Below are 17,112 nucleotides of genomic sequence, written 5' to 3' on the forward strand. Positions count from 1 at the left end.
GCCATCAGTGGTACGGACATCGTCTACACGCCAACCGCCAACTACAACGGCAGTGACAGCTTCACCATTACACTGACCGATGGTAACGGCTACACAGTAGACAAAACCATCAACGTCACCGTCTCCAGCGTCAATGATGAGCCGAGCATTACAATTGCGTCGACCTTGACCACAGACGAAGACAACAACCAAACGTTGAGCTTCAATTTTAGCGATGCGGATGGCGATACGGTCACAGCAACCGAGAAATCCGCACCGAGTCATGGTCAGATAGTTATTAACGGCACGGACATCGTCTACACGCCAACCGCCAACTACAACGGGAGTGACAGCTTCACCATTACCTTGACCGATGGCAGCGGCTACACTGTGGATAAAACCATCACCGTGACGGTCTCCAGCGTGAATGATGAGCCGAGCATCACGGTGGCGTCGACCCTCACTACCGATGAAGACAACAACCAAACGTTGAGCTTCAACTTTAGCGATGTGGATGGCGATACGGTGACAGCAACGGAGAAATCCGCACCGAGTCATGGTCAGATAGTTATTAACGGCACGGACATCGTCTACACGCCAACCGCCAACTACAACGGCAGTGACAGCTTTACGATCACTTTGACTGATGAAAGCGGTTATACGGTAGATAGAACCATTAATGTTCAGGTCATCAGTGTGAATGATGACCCCGTTGTTACTGGTGAGATCCTAACATTTGCTGCGACAGCGCAAGGCCTTTATAGCTTTGCGCCCCTAGCCAACGATATGGATCCTGATGATGACACATTAACGCTCTCTTGGGCGAGGGCAGACTCGGGAACATTAACCGTTAATGGTGACAGTATTGAGCTTCAGACTGCTGATGTAGGGGTGGTCACCATAAAGTATGGTGTCAAAGATAGTAACGATGCTGAAGTGATTGGTGAGGCTGTGTTAGAAATAGTCGCAAGTGATGGTCCAACCGTCACCGCCCCCGATGATGTTGAGATCAATGCCTCTGCACTATTTACTAAAGTTGACCTTGGGGTAGCAACGGCGATTGATAGTTCAGGTCAGCAACTTCCTGTTGTGATTGAAAACAGCGACGGGTTCTTCACTCCTGGTGTTCACAAAGTCTCGTGGGCTGCGACGGATCAAAGCGGCAATACAGGTAAATCATTGCAGACTATTACGGTTCACCCATTAATCTCAATAGAGAAAGATGGTAAGACTGTTGAAGGTACTGAACATCAAGTTGCGGTTTATCTCAACGGCAAGCCTAGCAGTTACCCTGTGGTCATCCCATACACGGCTGGCGGCACAATGGATACTCAAGATCACGATCTTGTTTCAGGGGAAGTAGTGATTACTTCAGGGCTTGAGGGGGTGATTGATTTTGAGATCTTCAGCGACGATGTGGCAGATAGTGAAGAAACCTTAATCATCACCTTATCTGATACCGTCAACCTTGGCAGTAAGTATCAATATGTGCTGACGGTTTATGAGGTTAATGTTGCACCTGATGTGGCGCTACAAGTCATTCAAAATGAGGAGCCTAGAACGGTCATTTCTCCGCAACAAGGCATGGTGACCATCACTGCTGTTGTTGACGACGTCAATCCGGGCGATAGCCACCAGTATCGTTGGATCAATGATAATTCTGCGCTGGCGAACATCAGCCAGGCTGAGTCAGTATTTGAGTTTGATCCAAGCGCTCTCACCGATGGTGTTTATGAGCTTGCTATTGAAGTGACCGATTCTGGCAATGAAACGGTGAACACCAGCGTGTTCTTAGAAGTCGTGGCTGAACTTGCCACCCTCGGGGAAGAGGATACTGATGGTGATCTCATTCCAGACAACCAAGAGGGTTATAGTGACAGTGATGGTGATGGTATTCCAGATTTCCAAGATGCGATAGCCGAATGTAATGTCATTCAGTCTTATGCGTCGGAGTCTAGCAGTTACCTGGTAGAAGGTGAGCCAGGTGTGTGCTTGCGTAAGGGTGTGACGGTTGCTGATGGAATGACGGGAGGAGCGTTGCTGCTAGAGCAGGAATTGCCTGTAGATGAGGACGCAACAAATGTCGGAGGGGTATTTGACTATGTTGCGATTGGTCTACCGATCCCCGGGCAAAGCTATTCTTTGGTACTCCCTCAAAGTCGACCGATCCCTCTAAATGCAGTTTATCGGAAATACAGTGAGGCAAACGGTTGGGTAACATTAGCAAATGATGGCACTGATCCAGACAACTACGTCTCATCAGCACCTGGATTTGAAGGATATTGTCCACCTCCTGGTGATAGCTCATGGCAGCAGGGGCAGCTGATAGAAGGCCACTGGTGCGTGCAATTAACCATAAAGGATGGTGGTATTTATGATGACGATGGTGAAGCAAATGGCAGAATCGTTGACCCTGGTGGCGTAGCGACAACCTCATCGAATACTCTTCCGCAAGCGGAGTCGGATGAAGCCACCGTGGTCAAAGGTGGTACAGTGATGATCAATGTACTAGCAAACGACAATGATGGTGATGGCGATGCGCTACAGGTGACGAGTGCCAGTAGTCAGCTTGGTAGCGTATCGATTGAGAATAACCAGCTAGTCTATCAAGCGCCCGCAGACTTCTTTGGTGTCGATACGCTGAGCTATGGCATCTCTGATGGTAATGGTGGTACGGCATTCTCAAATGTCTCGGTAAACGTGAATCTTGCTAGCAACGATGTGGTGAGAAATAGCTCAAGCGGTGGCTCAATAGGAGGGTGGCTTGTGATGATACTGGCGGTATTCGGTGCAATTCGTGCTGGAAAAGTACGTGTAAGTACCGTGTTGTTAGGCTTGCTAACGGCATTTAACGTCAACGCTGATTGGTTTCTTAAGGCGGACATCGGTCAGGCGAGAGCGGATGATAGAAACTATGACAATAATCCACAGGTGCTGAGTGTCGAAGATCGTGATACAGCTTGGTTACTTGGGGTAGGATATCGATATAACCAAGATTGGGCGATGTCAGTTTACTATATAAACCTTGGCAAAGGGAGTGCCGAGTTAGAAGCTGATGTTGGTCAATCTCCCGAGGATTATCACCGCACGGTTGCTAAAGTGACGCCAGCGCTTGGGCAGGGTATTGGATTGGATGTTGATTATACTTTGTGGGAAAACGACAAGGTGTCGCTCAATGGTATCGCCGGAGCACTAGCTTGGCGAACGGAATTTGAGAGTGAGTATCAAGGGCAAAAAATTGAGTCGACGGAAGACGGTATCGACCCTTACATCGCATTTGCCCTTAAGGGGAAGCTATCTTCAAACATTATGATTGGTGCAAAAGTGTCTCGTTACTTTATTCGCCTTAATGATGTGACAACCTACAGTGCGGTCGTCGAATACCAGTTTGGTAACCAATAAATAGACGACTAGCTGGTCTCAACCATAAAGTTGTCTGTTAGAAGCCATAGGGTGAGTGAGTGCCCTATGGCGATTGTTCGTTTTAGTTTAGATAGGCATTTAACATCCACAGCAACTTCTCTTGCTCTCGAATGTAATCACCCATTAATGCTGCAGTACCTTCATCATTGGTTTGTGATGCTTGCTCTAAGATCTCACGTTGACGATGAATCAAAACCGAGAAGCCATTCACAAGACCAGTAACACATTCTTTGCCACGATAAGCGTTTTGATGTTCTTCGATCTGACTCTGTTCAAGGTAGCGACTAAACGAGTGATCTGGCGTATGACCAATGGTTAGAATTCGCTCTGCCAATTCATCGATTTTAGTCTGTAGATCGGTGTAGATTTCCTCAAACTTGACGTGAAGTTCAAAAAACTGCTCACCTTTGATGTTCCAGTGGTAACCACGGGTGTTCATGTACAATACTTGGTAGTTAGCGAGCAATTGGTTAAGTTCAGCTGCAACTGCTTGTGATGCGTCTTTGTCTAGACCGATAAGGTTAGTGGTTGTCATAATACTGTCCTCTGGGAAGAGTGGAATCTTGTTTTGTTGAAGTCAGTATATGGTGGGGAGTTAAAAAGGAATAATCGATTGTAGTGATAGTATTGATAGGTGTTTGCTATTACTATTTTATCGTCTTAATAGTTCGCCATTCCAGCCTTAGTAGGAATGGCGTTTTTCAATGCTGACTGCTCGCTTAGTGAGAGATAATCACTTGTTCATTAGGTACGCGATGGCGCTCGCCGTAGATACCTTCTTCAGTACGAACACCGCAACTGATGATCATCGTGATTTCATCGTTATCAGCCAGACCTAACAATGCTTTGGTACGTACAGAATCAAAGCCTTCCATTGGGCAGGTGTCGTATCCTTGCTCGCGCATCGATAGCATGAACGTCATTGAAGCGAGTGAAGCACTTTTGTGAAGGCACACACGAACATCTTGTTTGCTGACTTCTCTTACCATCGGCTTATTGCGCCCCAGCCAGAAGCTGTAGATCTTACGCATTAACCCACGCAGGCCTAAAGCGTCATTGTTGTACACCATAGGAATGAGCTTGTCGTAGTATTTAAATGCACGCTCTGAGGTCTCGTCTTCGCGGCCCGCAAAATTAGCGCGCACGATATCTGCATTCATTGCCGCGCGCTGTTTCCATTTGTTCGGAGTTACCGTGACGACAACCAGTTCATTGGCCGTTTTAGCCGCATTTTGCCCCATGCAGATCTCTGCAAGTTGCTGGCGTTTTTCATCGCTGATGACTCGATGGAATGCCCACATTTGCATGTTGCTGCTGTTTGGGCTGAGAGTTGCGTGTTCGAGAGCGCGTTGAACCGCGTTATGGTCAAACGCCGCTTCAGCATTGTATTTGCGTACTGAGCGACGTGAATGAAGAAGTTGTTCCAGTTCGGAGACGTGTTTCATGGGAATACCTGGTACGTTTGAGGTGCCTGTGATCGGCACCTTTCTAACAGGTATTACGCCTCACGACAAGCTGCTTTGTTTTTACCGAACTTAATGCGACGCAGATTAGCAAACGATAGCGGTGTTTTCTCAATAATAAACATCAAGATGACAGAGCCAATAATAGTGCCAAAGAACACAATGGCGTCTGCGGCAACCGTTTCTACACCTAAAATAGCGACGATGTTGGTCATGTAGATAGTGACCAATAGGTGTATCACGTAAATCGGCAATACCCATTTACCGAGGGACAGCCAAATAGGGTGTTTTCCTAAGTTCGGTTTAGCGAGTAAGAAAAACATCAGTCCCGCTCCCCATATTGAGGTACCCAGTAAAAAGTCATTGAGATTAAATACTTGGCCATGTCCGTGTAGGTAGTATGCTTCTGAAAAATGTATCGCCATCCCAGCCGCAGCGAGGAGCAGAGCTTTTCCTACGCTCATTCTCCATTGATGGCGGCGAGCTTCAAAACCAATAGCAACCATAAGGAAGCTAAAGAAAGGACCATTGCGAGTAAAAATTGGGGTTTCCATCTCGGTGAGCACATTATAACTACCCGCTGCTAAGCCGTAGATATAGAAAATGACTGCAAATGGGAGCATTAACGAACGGCACTTGTTGTCGACAAACCACGCAATCATGAAGACTGCGATCACCAGTGATGGGATAAACCATAAGTGTACTAAGCCACCCTCAAACAGAGAGTTGAGTGGTGCTTGCATAAGGTAACCCCAGTAGCCGGTGCGCTCTGCTAAGTAACCGTGCTCCGCTACGACACCTAAGTTAAAAGGTAGCGCAAGACAAATGAGGCTCCATATAAACCAGATAATCATCAATGGCGTGCTGTAGTTTTTCGCTGTTGTGTAGGGACTTGCGTTGAGTTTTGGGTAGATAAGATAGCCGGCGATAACAAAAAACAACGGTACGGCAAATCGAGCGGCTTGGTTGGTGATGAAGTTAAGCCAAGGCTCTTCACCGATATAGCCATAGTCCATGAATAATTGACCATGAATGGAAATAACGGCCAGTAGCGCGATGACCCTAGCAAACTCAAAGCTGGTAATTTTTTCTGATTTATTAGTAACTTGCTGCATAGTATGAAGAGATGTTTTCTCACTAGAAACGAAACCTCTTCACACTAGCATTTATTGGTTTAACTGGCGTGTTTGGCATCAATAATTTGCTGTATGGGTGCAAGTATTTTGCAACAATTTGTGGTTGATCGTAATTTTTACACCCTTTTGCTTTTGCTCCGTTTAACGTTGTTTGGCGTTTTCTTACAGCTCCCTCATGCCACTGCTATGATTGAACTCACCAGTTAAGAGCTATGCCAACGATTTCCATAAGCAGATGAGTAGTCTGGTGTGTCGATACACTCAGCAAGATCGTCGCATGGTTCAAGCGGACCGACGACAGTCCGGTACGGAAGCACGCCAGCCCAAACTGGGATATCTAGGTCGGCTTTGTCGTCATTGACACCATGGCAGCCGACTTTGACTGATGCCTCATTGAGTTCGATAGCCAGCAGTTCGGTCGCTGCCAACTCTTTGTGATTGCTCAGCCGGATTTGCTCGGTTCTTCCTGGGGCAATATGCTCGATAAAGTGATTCAAAAGCCGATCTTTGTCTTGATTGTTATCGACGGTGACAAATTCACCGAACACGACGGCACTTCGATAGTGAGCACTGTGATGAAAAGCGGAACGTGCTAATACCCATCCATCAAACAGTGTAAAAGTAAGGCAGGTCTTCTGTCCTGACTTTAGCACTCGTAACAGGCGGCTGTTCTTAGCACCGTGTATATACACCTTGTTCTCGACTCGCCAAGCCAGCATGGGAATGATGATTGGCCCATTGGTATCGTTTATAGCGATATGTGCGATGAGTGCTTCGTCGATAATATCGTAAAGTGCTTGGGTCTCTAATACGGCCTTGTGAGTCCCTTTTTTGATTTGTGTTCGCTCTGTTTGTGACAGCATGGCATGACCTCCTTATTCATCTGTTGCAGCTAGATTAGGAAAGTTTTGGTACTCTGTTTAGATCCAAAATATTAAAAATGGTGGATCCAGTTTGAGCGTAATCGATTCGAGTGACCTCTCTATTGACCTTGAAGCTATAGCATCTGGCAAAGTGACTTTGCAGCAGGTTCTGTTTCAGCAGATCCGTACGCGCATTCTTAAAGGATTTTGGCCATCGAGTGCCAAGCTCCCTTCCACGCGATTGCTGGCATCTCAGCTTAAGATCAGTCGAAATACAGTGATACAGACTTATGAGCAGCTGGTTGCTGAGGGTTACTTGAATGCCAAAGCAAACAGTGGATTCTATGTGGCACTGTCATTGCCGGAGCAATACATGGCATCAGATCAGGTGCAGGTGACAGCAGAACGTGGAACGGATGATACGCCAAATAATGGATTGTTTGCCCCAGGTGTTGCTGAGTTTTCAGCCTTTCCTATGACGGCTTGGAGTCGATTACTGCAGCGTCACAGTAACCGTAGTACATTGCTTGGGAACCAAGATTTACAGGGATTGGTGAGCTTGCGAGAGGCACTTCATCGATACCTTACGAGTAGTCGTAGCGTGGTTTGTAATCCGGATCAGATCATAGTGACCTCAGGTGCTCAACAGTCGATTGCTATCGCGTTGCTCGCCACTCAGAAGCTCAAACCTCATCAACGTTTTTTGGTGGAGCTTCCTGGTTACCGTCAAGTGGTGAAAGTGCTGGATACCTTTGCAGTGGATTACGATTTTGTCGATGTAGATGCTAGAACAGGGGTGGACATTCAGCGCATAGTGAACAGTGAATCGAGCGGCATTTATCTTACGCCGAGCAATCAATATCCCATGGGTTGCTCGATTCAAACTGAGCAACGTTTGCAATTGATTGAGTGGGCTCAGCAGAATCAGTCATGGATCATTGAAGATGATTATGACAGTGAGTTTCAGTTTGATAGTCGCCCGTTCCGTAGTATGCAAGGCCTAGCTGCAGAGAGCGGTAACGCGGATAAAATGATCTACATTGGTTCGATGAGTAAGGTGATGTTTAACTCTTTGCGGATAGGTTACATGGTCGTTCCTCCTCATCTAGTACCGCTTTGTTTAGAAATTAAAGATGCATTATCAGGCGACACACCCGCACTGGTGCAAGCGGCGTTGGCTGACTTTATTGATGAAGGCGGGCTACTTAGACATATCCGCAAGATGCGTCGACTCTATGAGCAAAAGTACCGAGTCATGAAGCAGTGTATACAAGATGCATTTGGCCAAGACTGGCGATTGGTTTCACAAGGGGCAGGGCTGCACGCCACTATTCAATGGCAAAGTTCTGTTGATGAAATAACACTGTCTGAAATGGCACAAGAGGTGGGTATGGTGGTGAGACCTATGCAGTTTTATCAACCGTTAGCGAAGCCGCGTAATTATGGCTCCATTGTTCTCGGTTTTGGTAACGCCCCAATAGAGGCGATACCAGATAAAGTGAAGGTGTTAGCTGAGCTCTACTATTCCTTGGTTGAGTAACGGGCTTGTGGTTACTCAACCAAACTGCGGTATGAGCTCAAGACTACTTGATGAGTTTAAGAAGGGATTTAAACTGGTCACCCCGCGCGACTCTTTGTAGTTCAAACAGTGCCATCTCTGTCGAGGTGAGAATTGCACCCTCTTGAGTTAAGCGCTTGAGGGCAAGTTTTTTGTTCGCAGGCGTTCTGGAGGAGACAGCATCAGTAACAAGATGTACTTCATAGCCCGCTTCAATCAGTTCACAGGCGGTTTGATGCACACAAATATGGGCTTCGATGCCGACCAATAGCACTTGTTTTCGGTTGTGATTCTCGGTGGCAGTGCGCACGGCTTCTTCTCCCCAAGCACTGAATACCTCTTTTGCAATTGGTCGCTGGTGCGTAAGCTCTAGGCTGATTTCGTCAATCGTCGCACCGAGCTTATCCGGAATTTGTTCAACCCACACGATTGGCAGCTCCATGAGCTTAGCCGCCTTGGTTAGCGTGTTGAGGTTACTAAATAGTGTCTCTTTGTCGTGCATTAACTGAGCCAGCTTTCCTTGCACGTCGATGATCATTAGCTGGGTGTTATTCTGGTCTAGCATTTAGTCCTCCTGATCTAATATTTGTTCGATAAACCAAGTGCCTGCGGTGCCAAGCCCACTGCGCCACGATAAATCGACGGGCCATACTAACGAACCATCATAGCGACCCACGTTTAGCTTAGTAACTAGACCATGGTCGATAAAAGGTTACGAGCGCTTCGGTGGGTAAACCGCCAAACATAGTTTATTGAATGATAGGTTAAATTTTGGAAAGTGTAGCTATTCTTTGATGTTGCGGTATCAAGTGTTTACATTGTAAATCAATGCAGTTCAACATCTGTCGAACTGCGTTGGTATGGAGCTAGTGATTAGCCGTGTGGCTGCTCAACTTCTTTCGCATAGTTGACGATTTGTTTGTCTGAATTCGGCTTGTACATGCGCAGGATACCGGTCCAGCCTTTTTCCACATCGATATTGTTGATCGCTTGTTCACCACAATTAAAGTTCACCGTATAAGTGCCATCTTTATTCGCCTTGAGCTCATCTTTTCGGCTCGATAAAGCAAACTCTTCAGTGTGCACATACGCATCAGAACCATAGGTTGTGATAGAGAAGAACCCATTTTTACCCAGTGGTGGTGCGTCAAAGTTCATAGTTTGACACTCGCCAGAGCGGTCCTGTGCTAATAGAACTTTGTAGTAGGCATGTTCACTCGGTAATCCGCCAAAACCCATTGAAGTCAAACCGAGAGCATGGAACTGCTCGACCTTACGTGGCTCAAGGTGTTGCTCGCGTTTTAGCGTTTTGCCATCGGGTGCGCCCATTGCTTTGGTAAAGTCTAGTTGCAGCACGTTTGCTTCAAGCGCTAAGCGTACCTTCTCTCGATCAAACTGATCGAAGCCTTTTGGTATGTACTGCTCAGAAGAAGAAGCTGTGCCTTTGAGCATATCTTGCTTGCGATTGCCTTCTTGAATGTCGGCGGGTGCGTTGGATCCGACTTGAGTGCGTGCAATAACCCAAACGTGCTGACCTGAAGAGAGCATGTCAGGAGTAATGGTCACCTTGTTTTGACCTTTGGCAGCGTATAGTACCGCTACGGTTCGGTGCTGTTCATCAATGACTTGGAGCGCCTGATAACTGTCTAGAATAGGCAGCTCGAACGTTACGCCGCCTTTGGTGTCCCATATTGACTTTGAATAGAGAGTGTCGCGGTTTTGTCTAACTACCGTTTGTGTCTCCATTGTCAGAAGTTGTCGATCATGCGTGAAGTGGTTGATACCAGACTTCGCTTGCTGTTCGAAGAAATATTTGTCTGACTCCGCGGCAATGAAATTGTCTTTGGTGACATTTGTGTTGCCGCCATTCTCGATTTGAAGTGCGGTTGGTTGCCCTTTCTTAGGCAAGTGATCACCAAGATCATGTGCCAAGGTTGTTGTTGCAAATAGAGAAGCAGTAATCGTTGCCAAAATAGTAAGTTTTTTCATCTCAGATAGCCTTAATTCAAGTTTGAAGTGCTTGCAGCTCAAGCAGGGTGTCGACTTCATTCCTTGGGTCTGTGGCTATAGTAGGACGTCGTTATTATATTTTGAAATCATGAATTGTTATTACTGATATGCGTTAGATGAATACCAGGAGGCCGTCTAGTGAGTAATGTTAAGAGCCTGAGGAAGGGAGGAAGAGTTGCAGATTTTGGTCTAGAGTTTTAACACCAATCGAAATCAACGGTCATACACAACAAGGAAGTAAAATGAAGTCGTTACAGCAATGGTTAGATGCATACGGAGAAAGTCATCAGAACAGTACCAACAGAAAAATACATAAAGTTGCCGTACCCGGTATCTATTTATCTATCGTTGGACTCATATGGTGCATTCCTCATTTATCCCTAGGTAGTGTTTCCATTAACTGGGTTTGGCTCGTGATGCTTCCAGTGATGTTTTTTTACTTTAGGTTGTCGCGCTCGGTGTTTATTCAAATGCTGCTGTTTACTCTAGCTTGCTTAGCCGTAATCACATTTGCCGATATGTTTGGCGTATCGATTCTCAGCTTGTCGATAGGCTTGTTTGTGGTGCTGTGGATCATGCAATTCGTTGGGCACAAAATTGAGGGAAAAAAGCCTTCTTTTTTCGATGACATCCAATTCCTTCTCATTGGCCCTATTTGGGTCTTCAGGCAAAAATAAGCCCCTTCAGTTAGGGGCTTAAGTGTTGTTATTAGACATCTTATTCACGAATGGTGGCTAGAATAAGCTGCCATTCATTGAAAGGTGGACAAAGATACTAGCGGCATAACCAATGGCGATCACCGGCATCCATTTGAGATGGCCGAAGAAGGTGTATTTACCATGCGCAGCCCCCATAAGTGCCACACCTGCGGCTGAACCAACAGACAGCAAACTGCCCCCAACACCTGCGGTAAGCGTGACCAATAACCAGTTACCCATAGAGAGTTCTGGATTCATGGTAAGTACGGCAAACATCACTGGGATGTTGTCGACGATAGCAGACAAAATACCCACCATCACATTGGCCCAAATAGGATCCCATTGGGTGTACATGATCTCCGAGACGACGCTTAAATAGCCCAGTAGGCTTAGGCCGCCTACACACATCACTACCCCGTAGAAGAACAGTAAAGTATCCCATTCTGCGTGGGAGACACGCCTAAATACGTCGAATGGCACGATTGAGCCGAGGCGTTTAAGCGCCGTTTCGTCGTTATTGGCAATAGCGACAGCTTTTTTCTTCGCGATAGAGCGAGGAAGCGTTTTGCGAAGGAAGAAACCAAAGAATTGCAAATAGGCAAGCCCCATCATCATCCCCATCACGGGAGGGAAGTGGAAGACTGCGTGGAACGCTACAGCGGTTGCAATGGTTAGGATAAACAGACCAACAATCCGAAACGCGCCGCGCTTGAGCTCGACATGAGCATGTACGGCATCGGGTTGGGTTTTAGGGACAAACAGCGACATGATTAGCGCAGGCACAATGTAGTTCACCACGGAAGGCACAAACAGTGGCATGAACTCAGAGAATGACACATGACCCGCTTGCCAGACCATTAAAGTGGTGATGTCACCGAAAGGACTGAATGCCCCGCCGGCGTTCGCTGCCATAACGATGTTAATACAGGCAATGTTGACAAACTTAAGGTTGCTGCCGCCCACTTTAAGTACCACAGCGCACATCAAAAGTGCGGTGGTGAGGTTGTCGGCAATCGGCGAAATGAAGAAAGACAGAATACCGGTTAGCCAAAATAGCGTGCGAAAATCAAACCCTTTGCCCACCATCCAAGACTGCAACGCATCGAACAGACGCCGCTCTTCCATCGCCGATATATAGGTCATGGCGACAAGCAGAAACAGTAGCAACTCAGCGTATTCCAGCAGGTTGTGCTCCAGAGCGGATTTGGCGATTTCGAGCTGGCCAATGTCTTTGTAGACGAAGCCAATGAGTATCCAAATCAAACCTGCGGCGAGCAGGACAGGCTTGGATTTTCTCAGTTTTAGGTATTCCTCCATCATCACTAAGGTGTAGGCGATGCCAAAAATCAATAACGATGCATAACCGACGGTAGATTGAGTGAAATTAAACGCATCAGACGATGCACTGGGAGAAGCGAAACTAGAGGTGGCAAATAAAAGGGGGAGTAAAAAGGTTGGCCACCGACTTATTTTCTTCATGTTTTGATCCTTCAAAAGCTTAGATGAAATCAGGCGCTAACAAATGCGATACGGTATTTTAATGGTTTTTCAACAATTGCGTTGTGAGCTGACGCAGATCTGCTCAACTGATGTGGCCATTTTTTTGTGCGTCGCTTCGCTGAATTTTCTTCATAACGCCAAGTTTTGACTTAAGTTAATTAACGCCTAGGCTAAATAGTGAGCAGATATCAAGCTGAGTGATTGACAGGACGTCAGGAGGGAGCATGAAAACAGGGTTCGCAATGATGGTGACTATGTTGTTATCGGGTTTACATATGTTGGTGGTTTTGCCTGTTCACGCGGCAATGGTGTGTGACAGTGGCAGTCGCTCTGAGTCAACGTTACCTATTTTGGAGAGTGAATGCCCAATCGGTAAAGGTGTGTGGGGAAAAAAAGCCCCATCGCATGAAGAGCAGTCATTTTGGATACAGTGTGGCTTTGTTAAACCTGGCAGCTTACGCACGGCGCCTAGTCAATTACAAGACACTGTCAACCAGCCTATTTGGTTGAAGCCTGATGTGGGCGGTGATCGCTGTTTGGTCGGGCCATATCAGTCATTCGAAAACGCCAAACAAGATCTCCTTGCTCTGCGTCTACTACCTAGTTATCGCGATGCGTTTATTCGCTCGACTACGCAGAAGCTGACCACGACAGTCCCACAAATGGTGGCGAAAAAACAGCCACCCCAGCGTCAGGACTCACACTCGTCACAACAAGTTGTGAGCGAAGTGGCCGCAGTGGCGATCACACCATATATGATTGCTGGTAAACATGGACACCAAGACTGTTTGTGCCTCTTCTGACAATAAAGCGGTGACTAATAGGCTTTAATTCCAAAGGGTTTGAGTTTTTTTGGCAAAATGCTGTCCAGTTGCTCAATCTCTTCCGGAAAGACTTCAATCAGTGGTAAATCATGCTGCTGATATAAAGTGCGAGTTACCTCTACCATTTTACTCTCAATTGGCCCTGAATCTGAGCCCCAATATTGAAGATACACTTTACCTGTGGGTAGATAGAAATCGCTGACCACGTCTTGCTCAATGGGCAATTGCCTCTGGTAAGCGTGAACGACCCCTGCCATGTACAACCAGTTATCGATCAGTAACTCGCCTTTAGACTGGACATAGTGGCCATCGAGCGTGCGATGCTTTGCTGTAAACTTTTGGCGGAAGCTTGAAAACGACTTTTCGGTTGAATGGGCTTCTGCATCTGCGCCTTTAAACTCTAAAACACTCTGCTTAAGTCTGTGGTTTCTCAGCACACTTGGGTGCCAGACTACAAACTTATTATGGTTGGCTTTATCGGTGCGAGCTTGGGCGCCAGCACGTACACCTTGTAGCGTGGCTATCCATTCAGTGTCTTGACGTTGCAACCAGCCAAGCTCACTGAGTAGAAGATTGATTTTCTTGGCCGCTAGACCTAGACGTTCACCAAGTTGTGTTGCGGTTAGGTGCTTGTCGCTGCGGAGTGTGTCATCTAACACTAAATTTGTTGGCCAGACAATAAAGCGACCATACTTTTCACTTTCAACGTAGTCACCACCAAATCGAGCGCCGACATCGGTGAGCATCCACTGTTCGTCATGCCAGGTAATGTAGCCAAGCTGCTTTAACTCGTTAAATAGAGATTTTGGCTCGACTTGGCGCTGTTTCGCCAGCGCTGATGTTGAAAGTTTGTTGTGGCTGGTCACCTTATTTATCTCTCCTAATTCGATGAACTATCCATTAAGGCAAGTAGGTCTGTAGCCGCTTGCTTGGGGCTTTCCGCATGACAAATGGCCGAAACCAACGCAACACCGTGTGTACCAGTCGCTGCAACGTCTTTGAGGTTGGTGTCGTTGATGCCCCCAATAGCGACGACAGGAAGTGTCGTTTTACTTAGCGTGTTGCGTAGCCCTTCCAGACCCCAATGGGTCTTGGTGTTTGTTTTGGTTGGGGTGGCGAAAATCGCGCTCAGGCCGATATAGTCGATGGGAAGTGATTGAGCCTCTGCTAGTTGAGCTTCGCTTTCAATCGACAAGCCTAAAATACCTTGTGAACCAATCAGTTTTCGAGCGAGATGTGCAGGCATATCTGTTTGCCCAAGGTGCACACCATCGGCATCAACAGCAAGAGCAACATCAACACGGTCGTTGATGATAAGAGGGACGCCAGTACCATTTAGTACTTCTCTGACGGCTTTCGCCTTCTCAATGAAAGCACGCACATCATGATGTTTTTCACGAAGCTGAACCATGGTAACCCCGCCCGCGATGGCCTCGCGGACAACGCTAACTAATGTGGGCAAGTCTTGGTTTTCGTCGGTGACTAGATATGAGCGGTACGGATTATTTGCCATGGAATGTTTAGCACTCGCGAAATTTAAGGCGAGACTCGATGTCATCCGCACTTAGCTGATACAAGCTATCGAGTAGATTGACTTGCAACGAGCCAGGACCTTGAGAGTTCTCGGCAGCTATTTCACCGGCAATCGCGAAGATCGCTGCAGCAGCGACACCACTGGTTTCACCAACGGCAGCAAACGCGCCAGTTACAGCTGATAGTGAGCAGCCCATACCAGTCACATATGGCATCATCTCATGACCATTGCTTAGTGCAATGGTGCGCTCTTTGGTCACGATGTAGTCCGTTTCTCCAGACACAACGACGCTGCATGCGTAGCTTTCTACCAATGAGCGAGCGGCTGATAGAGCGGCTTCACTGGCATCGAGGGCGTCCACGCCTTTATTTTGCGACTTCTCACCCGCCATTGCGATGATTTCAGAAGCATTGCCGCGAATAATCAAGTTGTCGGCAAGTTCCGCTAATTGACGAGCCGTAGAGGTACGCAGTTTCGTTGCGCCGCAGCCCACAGGGTCAAGAATCACAGGTTTGTTGTTTTCATTAGCCTGCTCAACAGCGAAGAACATACCCGGGCGCCATACACTGTCTAGCGTACCAATGTTAATGACTAGAGCTCCAGCGAACGACATCATCTCAGTCATTTCTTGTTTTGAGTGAGACATGATTGGTGAGGCACCAACGGCCAATAATGCGTTGGCGGTGTTGTTCATGACCACGAAGTTGGTGATATTCACTACCAGCGGTTTTTGTTCGCGGACTTTGTTTAGGGCACTGACGATTTGTTGTTTATTCATTCTATTCTCCAAAGGCTCATTCGAGCTTTTTCATATATACCCAAGTAACCTCAAGATGATGGTTCAGCGAGATTTGCTTGGTTTGGAGTCGCGGCGGCGGTTTGAAAGCATGGTGGTTCTATGCTGAAAACCGCCAACAATGAATCCGAACCAAGCAAACACGCCCGAAGGGAGCGTTAGACAAAGCTTATCTCCGCGTCAAATATCTTCGAAATGGATCGCCATTATTTCAGATATTTTCCTTGATATAAGCTTTGTCTAACGCTCTGAATCCGTCATCTTGAGGTCACTTGGGTATATTCATTGTACTGGGATATAAAAATAGTGCTAGCCGTGGTTAGGCTAGCACTGGTCTATGATGGTTTTATATAAGAGTCTGAGCAGAGACTAGATCAGTCCATACAAAGAAAGGACCAGAATGCCTAGGGTGCAAGTGATGGTAGAAAGTACGGTAGTCAGTGCGATGATGTTAGCAGCAAGGATCGAGTTGCCGCCCATTGAGCGTGCCATCACATAGCTAGCAGCAGCAACAGGCGAGGCATTCATAAAGAACAGAATCCCTAGCTCGAGACCACGAAATCCGGCTAAATAGGCGGCGAGCGTAACGGCAAGCGGTGCCAATACCAACTTGTAGCCACTGGCGATCCAAGTTGGGGCTTGCTCTTTCTTCATTGAGCTAAGATCAAGTGAGCCGCCTGTGCACAGCAACGCAAGTGGCAACGTCATGGTGGCAAAGTAGTTTCCCGCGTCCACTACGATAGTTGGGACTGGAATCGATAGCAGATACACCAGCAAACCCAGCAAGATGGCAATAATGAGTGGGTTTTTAGTGAGTGTGGTGAGCATGATTTTGCCTGCAGATGTTCCTGAATCAGCCCCTTTCGGAGTTAAGCAAATCACCGCCTGCACATTATAGATAAAGGTAGTAATCGCAACGTACAATGCGGCTAGAGCAATGCCGCGCTCACCATAAGCATTGGCGACATAGGCGATACCAATGATACCAGTATTGGCTCTGAACGACCCTTGTATAATCACGCCTCTATCAGCCGACTTCTTGAACAATGTGCCCACGGAGAAGTAGCTAAATAGGAAGAAAGTGACGCTAGCGATAACGCCAAAGGTAAGAAATTGCTTAGCTGAGGCGAAATCGTGTTCTGACGTCACTATGCTCAGAAACAGCATAGTTGGTAGCGTAACTTTAAAGACGAGTTTAGAAGCAACTTCAATGAAATTATCGTTGATAAGTCCGATGCGTTTGAAGACAACACCAAGAATAATGAGTAAGCAAATAGGACCGGTGATTGAAATCGAAAACAGCAACTGTTCTATCAATAGATCCATGA

15 protein-coding genes are annotated in these 17,112 nt (G+C 46.9%); 4 read left to right on the forward strand and 11 right to left on the reverse strand.

Translation table 11 applies throughout. From position 1 onward, the window contains the following. The coding region (locus L4C42_RS17275; protein WP_429761433.1) for an Ig-like domain-containing protein at positions 1–3,381 on the forward strand (3,381 nt) is incomplete at its 5' end. A gap of 82 nt (positions 3,382–3,463) precedes the next feature. On the opposite strand, the gene L4C42_RS17280 is transcribed toward L4C42_RS17275, so the two are convergent. From L4C42_RS17280 to L4C42_RS17295, 4 genes are all read right to left on the reverse strand, one after another. Next, the gene (locus L4C42_RS17280; RefSeq protein ID WP_353498790.1) at positions 3,464–3,937 is read right to left on the reverse strand and encodes a Dps family protein; all 474 of its coding nucleotides are present in this window, start codon (positions 3,935–3,937) and stop codon (positions 3,464–3,466) included. A 184-nt stretch (positions 3,938–4,121) separates the two neighbouring features. Then, complete coding sequence (locus L4C42_RS17285) at positions 4,122–4,847, reverse strand: nitroreductase family protein (RefSeq protein WP_418642630.1); 726 nt, start codon at positions 4,845–4,847, stop codon at positions 4,122–4,124. Positions 4,848–4,900: 53 nt separating this feature from the next. Beyond that, entirely contained in the window at positions 4,901–5,980 is a 1,080-nt protein-coding gene (locus L4C42_RS17290) for an acyltransferase (RefSeq protein ID WP_418642629.1), read from the reverse strand. 224 nt (positions 5,981–6,204) lie between these two features. Beyond that, positions 6,205–6,864: a pyridoxamine 5'-phosphate oxidase family protein gene (locus tag L4C42_RS17295; RefSeq protein WP_353498793.1), complete on the reverse strand. Its 660-nt coding sequence runs from the start codon at positions 6,862–6,864 to the stop codon at positions 6,205–6,207. Positions 6,865–6,955: 91 nt separating this feature from the next. Here L4C42_RS17295 and pdxR point away from each other — a divergent pair, with 91 nt between their 5' ends. Next, positions 6,956–8,404 carry a MocR-like pyridoxine biosynthesis transcription factor PdxR gene (gene pdxR, locus L4C42_RS17300; protein ID WP_418642628.1) on the forward strand — a complete coding sequence of 483 codons (1,449 nt, stop codon included), beginning with the start codon at positions 6,956–6,958 and terminating at the stop codon, positions 8,402–8,404. Between the two features lie 43 nt (positions 8,405–8,447). Here the strand turns inward: pdxR and L4C42_RS17305 are convergent, their stop codons facing one another. Beyond that, the gene (locus L4C42_RS17305; protein ID WP_353498795.1) at positions 8,448–8,987 is read right to left on the reverse strand and encodes a hydrolase; all 540 of its coding nucleotides are present in this window, start codon (positions 8,985–8,987) and stop codon (positions 8,448–8,450) included. Positions 8,988–9,295: 308 nt separating this feature from the next. Then, positions 9,296–10,411, reverse strand: coding sequence for a DUF1254 domain-containing protein (locus L4C42_RS17310; protein WP_429761438.1), 1,116 nt, complete (start codon positions 10,409–10,411; stop codon positions 9,296–9,298). Positions 10,412–10,674: 263 nt separating this feature from the next. Here L4C42_RS17310 and L4C42_RS17315 point away from each other — a divergent pair, with 263 nt between their 5' ends. Further along, on the forward strand, positions 10,675–11,109 hold the full coding sequence (locus L4C42_RS17315) for an Mpo1 family 2-hydroxy fatty acid dioxygenase (protein WP_418642626.1): 435 nt from the start codon (positions 10,675–10,677) through the stop codon (positions 11,107–11,109). Between the two features lie 57 nt (positions 11,110–11,166). Here the strand turns inward: L4C42_RS17315 and nhaD are convergent, their stop codons facing one another. Then, positions 11,167–12,609, reverse strand: coding sequence for a sodium:proton antiporter NhaD (gene nhaD / locus L4C42_RS17320; RefSeq protein ID WP_353498799.1), 1,443 nt, complete (start codon positions 12,607–12,609; stop codon positions 11,167–11,169). Positions 12,610–12,854: 245 nt separating this feature from the next. Between nhaD and L4C42_RS17325 the strand changes: the two genes are divergently transcribed. Then, the gene (locus L4C42_RS17325; protein ID WP_353498800.1) at positions 12,855–13,433 is read left to right on the forward strand and encodes an SPOR domain-containing protein; all 579 of its coding nucleotides are present in this window, start codon (positions 12,855–12,857) and stop codon (positions 13,431–13,433) included. A 14-nt stretch (positions 13,434–13,447) separates the two neighbouring features. On the opposite strand, the gene L4C42_RS17330 is transcribed toward L4C42_RS17325, so the two are convergent. The 4 genes from L4C42_RS17330 to L4C42_RS17345 all read right to left on the reverse strand — a co-directional run bounded on the left by L4C42_RS17330 (position 13,448) and on the right by L4C42_RS17345 (position 17,110). Further along, a complete protein-coding gene (locus L4C42_RS17330; RefSeq protein WP_418642625.1) occupies positions 13,448–14,320 on the reverse strand; it encodes a glycerol kinase in 873 nt (290 codons plus the stop codon). A gap of 14 nt (positions 14,321–14,334) precedes the next feature. Next, the gene (thiE, locus tag L4C42_RS17335; RefSeq protein ID WP_429761441.1) at positions 14,335–14,967 is read right to left on the reverse strand and encodes a thiamine phosphate synthase; all 633 of its coding nucleotides are present in this window, start codon (positions 14,965–14,967) and stop codon (positions 14,335–14,337) included. A 7-nt stretch (positions 14,968–14,974) separates the two neighbouring features. Further along, positions 14,975–15,766 carry a hydroxyethylthiazole kinase gene (thiM, locus tag L4C42_RS17340; RefSeq protein WP_418642623.1) on the reverse strand — a complete coding sequence of 264 codons (792 nt, stop codon included), beginning with the start codon at positions 15,764–15,766 and terminating at the stop codon, positions 14,975–14,977. 387 nt (positions 15,767–16,153) lie between these two features. Beyond that, entirely contained in the window at positions 16,154–17,110 is a 957-nt protein-coding gene (locus tag L4C42_RS17345; RefSeq protein ID WP_353498804.1) for an AEC family transporter, read from the reverse strand. Positions 17,111–17,112 lie beyond the last annotated feature (2 nt).

It is taken from the genome of Vibrio wakamikoensis (genome assembly GCF_050337275.1).
GTDB lineage: Bacteria > Pseudomonadota > Gammaproteobacteria > Enterobacterales > Vibrionaceae > Vibrio > Vibrio chaetopteri.